General features: G+C 73.2%; 11 protein-coding genes. 7 read left to right on the forward strand and 4 right to left on the reverse strand.

Annotation, left to right across the window (positions count from 1 at the left end; translation table 11 throughout):
- Positions 1 to 45 precede the first annotated feature (45 nt).
- On the forward strand, positions 46 to 2,163 hold the full coding sequence (locus ACFQRF_RS20165; protein WP_379872695.1) for an ATP-dependent DNA helicase: 2,118 nt from the start codon (positions 46 to 48) through the stop codon (positions 2,161 to 2,163).
- Positions 2,164 to 2,173: 10 nt separating this feature from the next.
- Here the strand turns inward: ACFQRF_RS20165 and ACFQRF_RS20170 are convergent, their stop codons facing one another.
- From ACFQRF_RS20170 to ACFQRF_RS20180, 3 genes are all read right to left on the reverse strand, one after another.
- Complete coding sequence (locus ACFQRF_RS20170) at positions 2,174 to 2,698, reverse strand: DUF6315 family protein (RefSeq protein WP_379872696.1); 525 nt, start codon at positions 2,696 to 2,698, stop codon at positions 2,174 to 2,176.
- 200 nt (positions 2,699 to 2,898) lie between these two features.
- Entirely contained in the window at positions 2,899 to 4,149 is a 1,251-nt protein-coding gene (locus ACFQRF_RS20175) for an AI-2E family transporter (protein WP_379872697.1), read from the reverse strand.
- A gap of 134 nt (positions 4,150 to 4,283) precedes the next feature.
- A complete protein-coding gene (locus ACFQRF_RS20180) occupies positions 4,284 to 4,631 on the reverse strand; it encodes a hypothetical protein (RefSeq protein WP_379872698.1) in 348 nt (115 codons plus the stop codon).
- Positions 4,632 to 4,803: 172 nt separating this feature from the next.
- Between ACFQRF_RS20180 and ACFQRF_RS20185 the strand changes: the two genes are divergently transcribed.
- Positions 4,804 to 6,267 carry a hypothetical protein gene (locus ACFQRF_RS20185; RefSeq protein ID WP_379872699.1) on the forward strand — a complete coding sequence of 488 codons (1,464 nt, stop codon included), beginning with the start codon at positions 4,804 to 4,806 and terminating at the stop codon, positions 6,265 to 6,267.
- A gap of 118 nt (positions 6,268 to 6,385) precedes the next feature.
- Here ACFQRF_RS20185 and ACFQRF_RS20190 read toward each other — a convergent pair whose 3' ends face one another.
- Positions 6,386 to 7,159 carry a glutamate racemase gene (locus ACFQRF_RS20190; protein ID WP_379872700.1) on the reverse strand — a complete coding sequence of 258 codons (774 nt, stop codon included), beginning with the start codon at positions 7,157 to 7,159 and terminating at the stop codon, positions 6,386 to 6,388.
- 1,080 nt (positions 7,160 to 8,239) lie between these two features.
- On the opposite strand from ACFQRF_RS20190, the gene ACFQRF_RS20195 reads away from it, so the two are divergent.
- The 5 genes from ACFQRF_RS20195 to ACFQRF_RS20215 all read left to right on the forward strand — a co-directional run bounded on the left by ACFQRF_RS20195 (position 8,240) and on the right by ACFQRF_RS20215 (position 14,047).
- Positions 8,240 to 9,658 (forward strand): FAD-binding oxidoreductase, encoded by a 1,419-nt coding sequence (locus ACFQRF_RS20195; RefSeq protein ID WP_379872850.1) that lies wholly within the window; start codon positions 8,240 to 8,242, stop codon positions 9,656 to 9,658.
- A 52-nt stretch (positions 9,659 to 9,710) separates the two neighbouring features.
- Complete coding sequence (locus ACFQRF_RS20200; RefSeq protein WP_379872701.1) at positions 9,711 to 10,985, forward strand: class I SAM-dependent methyltransferase; 1,275 nt, start codon at positions 9,711 to 9,713, stop codon at positions 10,983 to 10,985.
- Between the two features lie 71 nt (positions 10,986 to 11,056).
- Positions 11,057 to 11,524, forward strand: a complete 468-nt coding sequence (locus ACFQRF_RS20205) for a hypothetical protein (RefSeq protein WP_379872702.1) — start codon at positions 11,057 to 11,059, stop codon at positions 11,522 to 11,524.
- Positions 11,525 to 11,794: 270 nt separating this feature from the next.
- Positions 11,795 to 13,066, forward strand: coding sequence for a sugar ABC transporter substrate-binding protein (locus ACFQRF_RS20210; RefSeq protein ID WP_379872703.1), 1,272 nt, complete (start codon positions 11,795 to 11,797; stop codon positions 13,064 to 13,066).
- A gap of 3 nt (positions 13,067 to 13,069) precedes the next feature.
- A complete protein-coding gene (locus ACFQRF_RS20215; protein ID WP_379872704.1) occupies positions 13,070 to 14,047 on the forward strand; it encodes a carbohydrate ABC transporter permease in 978 nt (325 codons plus the stop codon).
- Positions 14,048 to 14,052 lie beyond the last annotated feature (5 nt).

Genomic DNA, 14,052 nt, shown 5'->3' on the forward strand with positions numbered 1-14,052 from the left:
CACGACGTGTCCCGGCGGTCGGTGCGGAGCGGTACTGTCACATGCGTGGCAGAGCTTCCCCAGGTCGATGTCCTGCTGGCCGCCGCCGTGCGCGCGCTCGGCGGTGCCCGCCGATCCGGGCAGGTCCAGATGGCCGAGGCCGTCTGCGCGGCCATCGACTCCCAGGAGCACCTCGTGGTGCAGGCCGGCACCGGGACCGGCAAGTCGCTGGCCTATCTGGTGCCCGCCGTCCGGTACGCGATGGCCAACGACACCACCGTGGTCGTCTCCACCGCCACCCTCGCGCTGCAGCGGCAGCTCATCGAGCGCGACCTGCCCCGCCTGGCCGCCGCCCTGGCACCGCTGCTGCCGCGCGAGCCCACCTTCGCCATCCTCAAGGGCCGCCGCAACTACCTGTGCCGGCACCGGCTCCAGACGGCCTCGGACTCCGACACCGAGGAGACCGAGCTGTTCGACCCGCGCGCGCTGTCGTCGCTGGGCCGCCAGGTCAAGCGCCTGCACGAGTGGGCCGAGGAGACCATCACCGGCGACCGCGACGAGCTCGTGCCGGGAGTCAGCGACCTCGCGTGGCGGCAGGTGTCGGTGGCGGCCAACGAGTGCATCGGCGCGGCGGCCTGCCCGTTCGGCGGAGAATGCTTCGCCGAGCAGGCCCGTACCGAGGCGGGGGCGGTCGACGTCGTCGTCACCAACCACGCCCTGCTGGCCATCGACGCCATGCAGGGCTACCACATCCTGCCGGAGCACCGGGTGCTCATGGTCGACGAGGCGCACGAACTCGTCGACCGCGTCACCTCGGTCGCCACCGGGGCACTGTCCGAGCGGTCGGTGAGCACCGCGGCCAAGCGCGCCGCGCGGGTCTGCGACACCGGACTCACCGAACGGCTCACCGAGGCGGCCGAGGGGCTGGGACTGCTGCTCACCGATGGCGAGCCGGGCCGCCTCGACCACCTGCCCGACGCTCTCGCCGCCGCGGTCGCGGCGGTCCGCGACGCCGCGCACGCCTGTGTGTCCGGCCTCGCGCCCGAGGACAAGAACGACCCCGAGGCGGCCGCCGCCCGCAAGCGCGCCCAGGCGGCGCTGGGAGAGGTGCACGACACCGCGGTGCGGCTGCTGGAGTCCTTCGAGCCGCCGCTGCGCGAGCGCCGTGACGTCGTGTGGGTGACCAAGACCCCGCAGCAGCCGCCCGGGTTGCACGTGGCGCCGCTCGCGGTGGGCGGACTGCTGCGGGAGAAGCTTTTCGGCGACCGCACCACGGTCCTGACGTCGGCCACGCTGGCGCTGGGCGGCTCGTTCGGCGCGCTCGCCGTGCAATGGGGGCTCGGCCGGGAGCGCGGCGACGACTCCGCGCCGCCGGCCGACGCCGCCTCCGGCACCCCTGCCGCCGGGGACGGGGCCGCCGATCCGGCCGCCGCGGACCGGCCCGCCGCACGCGACGACACCGGCGCGGACACGAGCGCGGCCGGTGAACCGCGCTGGCGCGCCCTCGACGTCGGTTCCCCGTTCGACCACGCCCGCAGCGGCATCCTCTACGTGGCCCGGCATCTGCCCCCGCCGGGGCGCGACGGTCTCGACCAGCGCTACCTCGACGAGATCGCCGGCCTGATCGAGGCGGCCGGCGGGCGGGCGCTCGGCCTGTTCTCCTCCATGCGCGCCGCCGGCCAGGCCGCCGAGGCGCTCCGGGACCGGCTCGACTTCCCCATCCTGTGCCAGGGCGACGACTCCACCGGCCGCCTGGTCGAGGAGTTCGCCGCCGACGAGCGGTGCTGCCTGTTCGGCACCCTCTCCCTGTGGCAGGGGGTCGACGTCCCCGGGCCGTCCCTGCAGCTCGTCATCGTGGACCGCATCCCGTTTCCCCGGCCCGACGACCCGCTGTCCTCGGCCCGGCAGCGCGCGGTCGGCGCCCAGGGCGGCAACGGGTTCATGGCCGTGGCCGCCACGCACGCGGCGCTGCTGCTCGCGCAGGGCACCGGCCGGCTCCTGCGGTCGATGTCGGACCGGGGCGTGGTGGCGGTGCTGGACCCGCGGCTGGCCACGGCGCGCTACGGGGCGTTCCTGCGCGCGTCGCTGCCACCGTACTGGGGGACCACCGACCCGGAGGTCGCCCGCGCCGCGCTGCGCCGCCTGGACGCCGCCGCGCGGGAGCCGGTGGAGAGCGGCGCGTGAGGCCGGCCGGTCAGCGGCGCAGCCGGTAGCCGAAGAGCCGGACCGCGTAGCCGGGGGATTCGTCGTCGGAGGGCTGGATGTACCACCGGTCGTCGTGATCGCCGATGGAGAGTTCGTTCCACATGAGGTCGATGAGCTTGAGGCGGGCGACGACGGAGGCGTTGGGGTCGAGCACGATGGCGTAGGCGTGATCGGTGAGCCGCTGAGTCACCATGCCCACCGGCTGGCTGTCCCAGATGGCGGGCACCGGGGCGTGCCCGATATCGACCCCGCACAGCCGCAGCTGCTCGATCTCCTCGTCGAGCGCCTCGGCGGCGAGGGCGTCGTCCAGCTTGAGCGCGTCCTCCAGTTCGTCGCGATCGGTGTCGTCGCGCAGATAAGCGTGGTAGGTGCGCTGCCCGCAGACGCCGCACATGCACCGCACCACACAACGGGCGACCCCGTAGGCGGACTGGGCCTCGCCGACCCCGCGCCGGGCGCTCACCTCGCGGATCGCGCCGCATTCGCAGCACAGGGCGGTCAGCTCCTGTTTCATCCCTGAGTTCCCCCTCCCACGCCGAGTATGCGATGCCGACCCCGCGTTAGGGAACCGGTTGGGTGAAGGAGTTCCTACAAACTGTCGTCATCAACGGCCAAAAAACGGCGTCCCCAGACCGGCGGGCGGCCGGGCCGCGGCGGGCGCTGCACCGGCCCCGGCGCGCCGCCCGGTGCGCCCGGGCCCGGCCACGCCGCGCGTCACGCCGAGCCGCCGGCGTCCGCGCCGCCGCCCGTCGGCCGGGGCTCCGCCTCCACGGTCACCGGGGCCGTGGACTCCTGGTACGCGCCGGTCCGCACCCCAACGGCCGGCCCGCCAGCGGATTTCGCGCTGTCCGGATCCTGGACCTTCAGCAGCGGATGCTCTTCGACCTGGTACCTGCGGATATAGAGGCTGATGAACGTCTGCAGGCTCGCCCCGACCGGCAGCGCGAGGAGCGCGCCCGGCACGTCCAGGATGGCGGCTCCGGCCAGCACCGAGCCGAACGCCACCGCCGGGTGCATGTCGAGCGTCCGCGCCGTGATGCGCGGCTGCAGCACGTAGTTCTCGAACTGCTGGTACACCGTGATGAACACCAGGATCCACAGCGCCTGCCACGGCCCTTCCAGGAGAGCGACCAGCACCGGCACCGCACCGCCGATGTAGGTGCCGACCGTGGGGATGAACTGCGAGAGCACCCCGATCCACAGCGCGAGCGCGAAAGCGAACGGGACGTCCAGCAGCGCCAGGACCAGGTAGTGCGCCGCGCCGCACACCAGCGCCAGCAGCGCCCGGGAGTAGAGGTACCCGCCGGTCTTGTCGATCGCGATCTCCCAGGCGCGCAGCACCTCGCGCTGGGTGCGCGGCGGCAGCACCGAGCAGATGGCACGGCGGAACCGCGGGCCGTCGGCGCACAGGTAGAAGGTGAACAGCAGGACCGCCAGCGAGTTGAAGAGCACCGCCAGGATGGTGCTGCCGGCGCCGAGCACGTTGCCGAAGACGCTCGACGCGTACTGCTCGACCAGTCCGCTGACGCTGGAGATCTCGCTGAGCAGGTTGGTGGGGGAGAAGTCGGTGTTGAAGGTGGCGTTGACCCACCGCAGCACCGCCCGGGTCATGGCGGGCAGTTCGTCGACGAACGCCAGGACCTGCCCGACCAGCATCGAGCCGAGCACGGTGAAGAACGCGCCGACGAGGGCCAGCACCGCCAGGATGACCGCCCCGGTCGCCAGCCCGCGCGGCCAGCGGTGCGCGTGCAGCCAGTTCACCGCCGGCTCCAGCGCCAGTGCCAGGAACAGCGAGACCAGGAGCAGCACCAGAAGGCTCTGCAACTGGACGAACAGCCACCACGCGATGCCGAAGGCGACGATGGTCCACAGGGCGAGTGCCATGGCCTTGGGCAGCCACGGGGGCATGCCGCTCTTGGGCGCGTTCGGCGGTCCGGCCGGTGCTGCGGCCTTGGGGGCGCTCATGGGCGCTGCGTCTTCCTTCTGCCTCGGAGTTCGGCGTCGGGGCCCGCGCACCCGGGGGAGCGCCGCGGCGCGCCGTCCGGACCGGCCACCGGAAGGTGGCCGGCACCGGGGCGGCCGCGGAGCGTACGCTCTCCCTAGTCGTCCAGTGAGAGGCCGCGCTTGTTGCGAGCCGTCCATTCGCGCATGCGTTTTGGGTATCCGACGATCTGCACATCGTAGGCCGGGAGTGCCAGATCACGGGCGACCTTGCGGATGACACCCGGTGAACCCACCCGGCGCCGGATCCACTCACCGTCGGTGGCCACCGCGACGGCGGTGGTGCCGGTGGCGAAGGTCTCGGGTTCGACGTAGAACTCGACCCCGACCCGGCTCTTGGCGAACTCGATGAGCGAGGCGATGTCGGAATCCTCTGCCGGCCGGTCGAAGCGGCTCTTACCGCCGCGCCGCGCTCTGCGAAGTCCGAACCGGTCCCACCATCCCATGCCCACAGCTCCCTGAGCGGATCGGAACGTCCCCATGAGTGGGAGACGCCTGTGACGCCCCCGGTCCGTCCCGAGTCTAACCGCCCCGCCGCACGGGACTTTTCGCGATCCCGGTCCGTTCCGGTAGCCGCGCTGCTACGTTCGGTGTCGCCGCAGGTGAAGGGGGACGTTCATGACGCTGTGGGCATGGGTCGGGGAGACCGCCGAAAGACTCCGGTCCGACGGCCACCTGGTGCTGGCCGACACGGTCGCCGGCATGCCACAGCTCGCCGCCGCGGGCGACGTGGCGCGGCTGAAGGCGGAGCTGCCGTCGGCCCTGCGCGCCGCGCGGGAGGTCACCGGTGCGCCCTGGCTGGCGAGCTACCTGCGGTACTGGCCGCTCGCCGCCCGGGTGCGCCACGGCCGCGAGGGCGCGGGCGCGCTCGCCGACGCCGAGGCACTGCTGCGCGCCGCGCACCCCGCCGGCGCCGGCCACACGGCGGAGCACTGCTGCGCCGCCGCCTGCGCCGCGGAGAACGTGCTCGGGTGCTACGCCAACATTGACGGCCCCGGCCACGTGGTGGACCGCGCCGCGCTGCTCACCGACCTGCGGACGCAGGTCCAGCCGGGGCAGCCCGCCTTCGAGTCGCTCGCCCTGGCGCACGCCGACATGCTCGTGGACGATGAGCGGCCCGACGAGGCCGTGCGCCACCTCGACGAGCAGGCGGCGCGGGTCCGGGCCGCCGGCGCCGAGGTCGGGCTGCACTACGGGTTCGGCTACGTGCGCGCGCTGCGGCACCAGGACCGGTACGGCGACGCGCTGGCGGTCCTGGACCACCTCGCGCGCAACGGGCTGCCGCGCTGGCCGCGCGGCGTGCCCCGGGCCGACGCCGACCGGCGGATCCGGTTCGAACGCGCCCGGCTGCTGGCCTGGCTGGCTCGTACGGGCGCGGGGGCCGCGCAGGACGCCGTCGCGGCGCTGCCCGACGTCCGCGAGGCCGACGCGCACCCGCACCTGCGCCTGGCCTGGACCGAGGCGGCCGAGCACCTGGTGGAGCACGGAGCCGTGCGCAACGACTGGCGGCTCGGCGTCACCCTCACCACCTGGGCCCGCCACCTGGAGCGGGTCGGCGCGCACCGGCCGTGCCTGGAGCTGTCCCTGAGCGCCACCCGCCTGGCCGCCGCCCGCGGCGCCCGCTGGGTGGCCCACGGCGCGCTGCGCCGGGCCCAGCGCGCGCTGGGCGCGATCCGCCGCGGCGACGACCTGCGTGAGGATCTGGCGGAGGCGCGGGGCTACGTCGAACGGATCCCCGCGGCCGAGCCGCCGGTACCCGCCGAGCACCTGCTCGGCCACCTCCGCGACGAGGAACCCGACCGCGTCGACCCGGAGCGGCAGGCCGACCTGGTGCTGGCCGCCCTGGCCCATCTCCCCGAGGACACCGCCCTCCTCAACGCTCTCGGCCAGGTGGGCCGGACGCTGATGCTCACCGACGTCGCCGTCGGCCCCCAGTGGGAACAGGTCCGCCGGGCCCCCGGCGACCAGACCGCCGCCCTCGCCCTGCTGGAGTCGCTGCTGCACGACGACGACACGGCGGGCGTGCGCACGCTGATCCGCACCCTCTCCGGCGCCGTGGCGGAGCAGCGCGCGCCGGTGTGACACCGGGCCGCCCGCGCCTTGCGCCGGGCGGGAACGGCGCGGCGCCGTCAGCCGGCAGCCGCGCAAGAACGGAGCGAGAACGGAGACGGCGGCGGACGATCGGCCGATGCGGCCGGTTTCAACCGGCGGCGGGCGCCGCGGCGAGCAGCGCGCCGGCCGGGTAACGGAGCGCGGCGGCCGGGAGCTCGCCGGGGCGCCCACTGGCCAGCACGCGCAGCGTCCCGGTGTGCGGCGCGTCCGGCCGGGCCGTGGTGCCGAGCCTGCGCAGCGTCTGCGCGGCGACCGCGGCGGCGGCGGTGAACATGACGGGACGGTGGCCGAGCGCCGCGGCGATCCGCCCGCCGACCAGGTCGTAGTGGGTGCAGCCCAGCACCACGCCGCGCACCTCCGCAGGCGTCAGCCGGGCGGCGCGGGCCACGGCCGCGTCGACGGCCGCCTCATCCGCCGCTTCGATCGCGTCGGCCAGGCCGTCGCACGGCACCGGAGTGACCGGCACGCCCCTGGCGAACCGGTCGATGAGGTCGCGCTGGTACGGGCTGCCGGTCGTGGCGGGGGTGGCCCAGATGGCGACCGGTCCGCCGCGGTCGGCGGCCGGTTTCACCGCCGGAACGGTGCCGATCACCGGGACGCCGGGTTCGAGCTCGGCGCGCAGCGCGGACAGCGCGTGCACCGAAGCGGTGTTGCAGGCGACCACGACGGCGTCCGGCCGCTCGGCCAGCGCCGCCCGCGCACCGGCGAGCGCGCGGTCGACGATCTCCTCGGCCGTGCGCGGACCCCACGGCATGTGGTCGGGGTCCATGGACAGGACGAGATCGGCGTCCGGCCGGGCCTGCCGAAGCGCGGCGGCGGTGGAGAGCAGCCCGATTCCGGAGTCGACGAGAACGATGCGCACGTCAGCCGATGATATGCCCGGCCCGGCCTCCGCCGGACGGCCGTCAGCCCCCGGGGCGGACGGTGCGTTCGGGGACGCCTCCCGCTCCCGGCGAGACGGTGGACCCCGGGACGGAGCCGACGAGGTAGGCGGGGCTCCCGGAACACGACCCGCACGGTGGGCGGACGTGTCCCCCAGGCGTCTTCGGGCCGGACGCGTCCGTGCGCGGGTTCCGAACGCCCTCGGCGACCGTCGCGGAGCACTCCCGGGGCTCGGCGTCGGGGAACCAGGGCGGTGGCGGGCCGCGACTCGGGCGTGCGGTTCAGCGCCGTTCCCCGAGGGCCGCGATCACAACGGTGGCCCCGAACCTCAGGACGGGCTTACCAAGGCGGGCGGCCACCGCCCGGTCGTGTTCGGGCCGGTCGGTCAGGCGTTCCGCCGCCGGGTGCCACGGCCGGCCCGGTCGCCGTGCGGCGCCACCCGGATCCGCTGCCTGCCGTCCCGGACACGGTGGGTCGCCGGGCGTCCGGTGCCCGGACCGGCAGAAGGGGATCAAGCGCAGCTCCCGCCCCGCACCCGTATTACGCCTCCCGGCAGGCGCATGCCGCCGGCGCGCAGCGGGGTCTTCTTGGCCGTCGGCTCCTCCGGTACCGGAGGCGTCATACAGGTCCGGGGCGGCACGCGTCGATTCCGTCGATTCCACACCGAGGCGAGGTTTTCGAACACGCCCCGGCCCGCCGGGTCGGCGAACCCCGAACCCGAGCATCCCGTGCGGGAGCGGTTCGCAGCCCGCCACGAATGCGCGCGGTTCCGCCCCGACGGCTCGGCCGGGGCGCCCCCCGGCGTGGAACGCGCTCACGGGGTACGGGCGAGACGTCGGCGTGCCGCCGATCGCCGCCAGCGGGGACCGGGGCGGCAGCGCGTGGCCGCCTCCAGCGCCGCGCCCGCCTCCGGCGCCGCCGCGATGGCCGACCCCGGCCGAACCGGGGCCTCGCCGGACGCCTACCAGTGAGTAGGAATAGGCTGCGCTGCATGCCGTGTCGGCTGTCCCGCAGCGCGGCCGGTTACGTACGATGTCGCCTTGTGGCCAAGCAGGTGAACATGACCCGTCCGACCGCCCAACGGGACCTTGCCGATCACGTCGAGGCCGTCCAGCGCCTGCGACGCGACTACGCCCGGCTGCCCGCCGACGCTCCCGTCCGGCTCGCCAAGCCGACCTCCAACCTGTTCCGGTTCGGCCGGTCCGCTCCGGCGGCCCGGCTGGACGTGCGCGCGTTCTCCTCCGTGCTGGCCGTGGACCCCGACGCCCGGGAGGCCGAGGTCGGCGGCATGACCACCTACGAGGACCTTGTCGCCGCAACGCTGCCGCACGGCCTCATGCCGCTCGTGGTCCCGCAGTTGCGCACCATCACCCTCGGCGGCGCCGTCACCGGTCTCGGTATCGAATCCTCCTCGTTCCGCAACGGCCTGCCGCACGAGTCCGTGACCGAGATCGAGATCCTCACCGGCTCCGGCGACGTCGTCACGGCCCGGCGCGACAACGAGCACCGCGACCTCTTCCACGGCTTCCCCAACTCCTACGGCACCCTGGGCTACAGCCTGCGGCTGCGGATCGAACTGGAGCCCGTCAAGCCCTACGTGCACCTGCGCCACCTGCGGTTCGACTCCGCCGAGGCGGCCATGGACGCGCTCGGCCGGATCTGCGCGGACGCCGCGCACGACGGACTGCCGGTGGACTTCGTCGACGGCGTGGCCTTCGCGCGCGACGAGCTGTACCTCACCCTCGCCCGCTTCACCGACCACGCACCCTGGCGGAGCGACTACACGGGCGCCGGCATCTACTACCGCTCCATCCCCCGCCACTCCGGCACCGGCCCCGGTGACTACCTGACCGTCCACGACTACCTGTGGCGGTGGGACACCGACTGGTTCTGGTGCTCCCGGGCCTTCGGTGTGCAGCACCCCGTGCTGCGCCGGATGTGGCCGCGCTCGCTGAAGCGCTCCGACGTCTACCGCCGTCTGGTCGCCCTGGACCGCCGCACCGACTTCAGCCGCCTGCTGGCGCACTACCGCGGGCGGCCGCAGTCCGAACCGGTGATCCAGGACATCGAGGTGCCCGTCGACCGCGGCGCGGACTTCCTCGACTTCTTCCACACCGAGATCGGGATGACCCCGGTGTGGATGTGCCCGCTGCGGCTGCGCGAGAAGCCGGCGCCCGGCGCGGAGGACCGGCACGTCTGGCCGCTCTACCCGCTGCAACAGGACCGGCTCTACGTCAACTTCGGCTTCTGGGGCATGGTCCCCATGCGGCCCGGGCAGCGCGGACCGCTGCACAACCGCCTGATCGAGGCCGAGGTCACCCGCCTCGGTGGGCACAAGTCGCTGTACTCCGACGCGTTCTACACCGAGGACGAGTTCTGGCGGCTGTACAACGGCGACGCCTACCGGAGCCTGAAGCGGACCTACGACCCCCAGGGGCGGCTGCTCGATCTCCACGCCAAGTGCGTGGGCAACAGGTGACACGCCGGCCCCCGCGAGGGGAGGGGGCGACGTGCGGCGAGAAGGGAAGGCTATGCGGCTTGCGGAGATCTTCGAACGTGTGGTCGGGCCGAACGCCCCCGTGCGGTTCCGGGCCTATGACGGCAGTGTCGCGGGGGATCCGGAGAGCGACGTCACGCTGATCGTGCGGACGCCGGTCGCCATCAACTACCTGGCGCAGGCGCCCGGCGCTCTCGGCCTGACCCGCGCCTACGTCTCCGGCCACATCGACCTCGAAGGCGACATGTACACGGCGCTGAAGCGCATGTCGGAGGTCGCCTTCGAAGAGGGGCGGCGCCTGACGCCGCTCCAGATGGCCGGTCTGGTCAAGGACGTCGGCTGGGTGAAGCTGGTCAACCGGGTGCCGCCGCCCCCGCAGGAGATGCGCCGCTCGACCCTGCTGGAACGCGGCGGCCTCCGGCACTCCAAGGGGCGCGACGCCGAAGCGATCCACCACCACTACGACGTCTCCAACGCGTTCTACGAACTGGTCCTTGGCCCGTCCATGACCTACACCTGCGCCGTCTACCCGACGGAACAGGCCACCCTGGAGCAGGCCCAGGCCCACAAGTACGAACTCGTCTCCCGCAAGCTCGGCCTGCGGGAGGGCATGCGGCTGCTCGACGTGGGGTGCGGCTGGGGCGGGATGGTCATGCACGCCGCCCGGGAGCACGGCGTGAAGGCGCTCGGAGTGACCCTGTCCAAGGAACAGGCGGAGTGGGCGCAGAAGCGCATCGCCCAGGAGGGGCTCGGCGGCCTCGCCGAGGTGCGGCACATGGACTACCGCGACGTGCCCGACGGGGTGTACGACCGGATCAGCTCGATCGGTCTCACCGAGCACATCGGCAAGAAGAACGTCCCCGGCTACTTCGCGTCGCTGTACGCCAAACTGCGCCCCGGCGGCCGGCTGCTGAACCACTGCATCACCCGCCCGCGCAACGACCTGCCGCCCATGAACCCGCGCGGGGTGATCAACCGCTACGTGTTCCCCGACGGAGAGCTGGAGGGGCCCGGCTGGCTGCAGAGCGCCATGAACGACGCGGGCTTCGAGATCCGGCACCAGGAGAACCTGCGGGAGCACTACGCCCGCACCCTGCGGCACTGGTGCGACAACCTCGACCGCAACTGGGACGCCGCCGTCCAGGAGGTCGGCGAGGGGACCGCCCGCGTGTGGCGGCTGTACATGGCGGGCTGCATCCTGGGGTTCGAGAAGAACGTCGTGCAGCTGCACCAGATCCTCGGCGTCAAGCTCGACGGCACCGAGGCGCACATGCCGCTGCGCCCGGATTTCGAGCCCGACGCCCCCTAGGCGGCGCGCCGCCGCGACGCGGCCCGGGCCGGCCGGCGCATCCGGCCGGCCCCAGCGGGCATCATGGGGACATGGCCCCGACTGACGACGCCCATGACCGCGCCAACGCGGTGAAGCACCTCGCGATCGCCCTCATCGACGCCTACGTGCGCCGGGAGCCCGCGGATCTCGCCGCGGCGGTCAAGGGCATCACCGACGCCGACGCCGTGGCGGCCGCCACGTCCGAGCTCAAGGTGTACGCCTCGTTCCTCACCCGCCGCGTGCAGGAGACCGGCGTGGTGTGGAAGCCCGCCGACGCGCGGGAGGCCGTGGCCCGGGCCGTCGCCGACCTGCTGGAGCCCGAACTGGAGTTCGCCGTCATCAACACGTGGGAGGCCTACTCCGTCGGCGAGGAGGAGATCGCCCAGCGCTTCACCCGCGGCGACCCGCTGGTCTTCCTGCACATGCTCGCGGCCTTCTCCGCCGCCATCGGGCGCGCCGTGTACAGCCCGGCCGAACTCGTCTCCACGCTGCGCATCGCCTCGGGCATCTCCGAATAACCGGCGGCGCTACCCGCCGCTCGTCGCGGTGGCGCTTGCCCGGAGCCCCGGCGGACACGCCGGGCTCGCGCTCCGTCACCCCGCCGCTGCGCACCGTCGTTGCACGTCACAGCCGGTTCGGCCACGATGACCGTGTGCCGTGACGTGTCGCTTACTGTTGTTTACTTCACAGCGGTCCTTATTTTGCGTAGGTTTCTTGCAAGTTCCCAGGGGCGTGCGGAGACGGCCGCAACGGGGGTGCCCCGCGGCAACACGGACGGGAGATCGTCAATGGGCCGAAAGCATGTCCTGCCGGTCGTCGCGCTGGGGGTGAGCGTGGCGCTCACCGCCACCGCCTGCGGCACCGGCGGCCCCTCGGGCCAGAGCCTGGACGTCTGGATCATGGAGGGCACCCACCCCGACGCGAGCGCCTTCTTCGACGAGGTCGCCGCCGACTTCCAGGCCGAGACCGGCGTCCAGGTCAACGTCGAGTTCGTGCCCTGGGGGGACGCCCACGACAAGTTCGTCACGGCGATGGCCGGCGGCACCCTGCCCGACGTCGCCGAGGTCGGCACCACCTGGACCCCCGAGTTCGCCGACGCCGGTGCGCTGGTCGACGTCACCGACCTCGCCGGCAGCACCGACGACTACGTCCCCGAACTGCTGGAGGCCGGCACCATCGACGGCCGGCTGTACGGGATCCCGTGGTTCGCCGGTGTGCGCACGGTGGTCTACCGCACCGACGTCTTCGAGGAACTGGGGCTGGAGGAGCCCACCAACTGGGACGAACTGCGCGAGGCCGCCGCCACCATCGAGGAGGAGCGCGACGACATCGCCGCCTTCCCCGTGCCCGGCGGCGCCATGTTCTCCCTGCTGCCGTTCGTCTGGGGCGCGGGGGGCGACATCGCCGTGCGGGGCGACGACGGCACCTGGCAGGCCGAGATCGACAGCCCCGAGTCGCGGGAGGGCATCGCGTTCTTCACCGACCTCGCCCTGGAGGACGGGTTCTCCACGAGCGGGGCCACCACCTGGCTGGAGACCGACATGCAGGACGCCTTCATCCGGGGCGACAGCGCCATGATGATCGCCGGGAGCTGGGCGCCCGAAGCCATCACGCAGACCGACCCGGAACTCGAAGGCCGTGTCGGCGCCTTCCCCATCCCCGGCCGCGACGGCGGGTACAGCCCGTCCTTCCTCGGCGGCTCGCACCTGTCGGTGTTCAGCGACACCGAGGACGAGGACCTCGCCTGGCAGTACGTCCAGTTGCTGACCAGCGACGACTACGCCCGGCGCTGGACCGAGGAGACCAGTTACTTCCCCGGCCGGCAGTCCCAGCTCGAACCGTTCTCCGAGTCCGAGGACCCGCTGGTGCGCCCGTTCGCCGTCCAGATGAGCGAGGCCGGCCACGGTGTCCCGGTCAGCCCCGCCTGGGGCCAGATCGAGGGGCAGCGGGTCCTGCAGACGATGGTCCAGGCGATCCTGTCCGGCGAGGCCTCCGTGGAGGACGCCTCGGCCACCGCCGCCGAGACCATCGAGGAGACCCTCAACGGCGGGGGCGCCTGACCCGTGAGCGAACCCGTTCTCGTCCGCCCGGCCGCCGGCACTGCGCCGGCGGCCGGGCCTCCGGCACCGGCCCGCCCGCGACGGCGCCGCCGGCCGCCGTTGCGCCCGTGGCTGCTGCTCGCGCCCGCTCTGGCGGTGATCGGTGTCCTGCTGCTCTACCCGCTCGGGCGGGTCGTCTGGCTGTCCTTCCAGGACTACGGCCTGCGGAACGTGGTCAGTGGCGAGCCCAACTACAACGGGATCGACAACTACGTCAGCCTGCTCACCGACCCCTACCTGTGGCGCGTCGTCCTGCCCAACACCGTCGTCTTCGCCGTGGTGGCCGTCGGCGGGACCGTGGTGCTGGGCACCCTGGTGGCGCTGCTGCTGCGCTCGCTCGGCCCCTGGTGGCGCACGATCGTCATCAGTTGCGTGATGCTCGCGTGGGCCATGCCCGCGGTGACGGGCACCTACGTCTGGATCTGGATCTTCGACGTGGACCGCGGGCTGGTCCGCCAACTGCTGCAGGCGGTCGGCCTCGTGGGGCCGGAAGGCGTCAACTGGTTCACGGAGCGGCTGAGCTTCTACGCCATCGTGACGCTCAACATCATCCACCACGGCTTCCCGTTCGTGGCCGTGACCGTGCTCGCCGGGCTGCTGACGATCCCGCGCGAGCTCACCGAGGCGGCGATGCTGGACGGCGCGAACGCCTGGCAGCGGTTCTGGCGGGTCACGGTGCCCACGATCCGGCCGGTCTTCGCCGTGGTCACCATCCTGTCCACCATCTGGGACTTCAAGGTGTTCGCGCAGGTGTACCTGATGCCCGGTGGGGGCGGCACCAACCCCGAGGTGCTCAACCTCGGCGTCTGGTCCTACGTGCGCTCCTTCGCCCAGCAGAGCTACGGCCTCGGCTCGGCCGTGGCCGTGCTGCTCACCTTCATGCTGCTCGCCATCACCATCGGCTACCTGCGGGTCGTGTTCCGCGACGAGGAGCTGCGTTGAGGACC

The organism is Marinactinospora rubrisoli (genome assembly GCF_042664915.1).
GTDB classification, from domain to species: Bacteria; Actinomycetota; Actinomycetes; order Streptosporangiales; family Streptosporangiaceae; genus Marinitenerispora; species Marinitenerispora rubrisoli.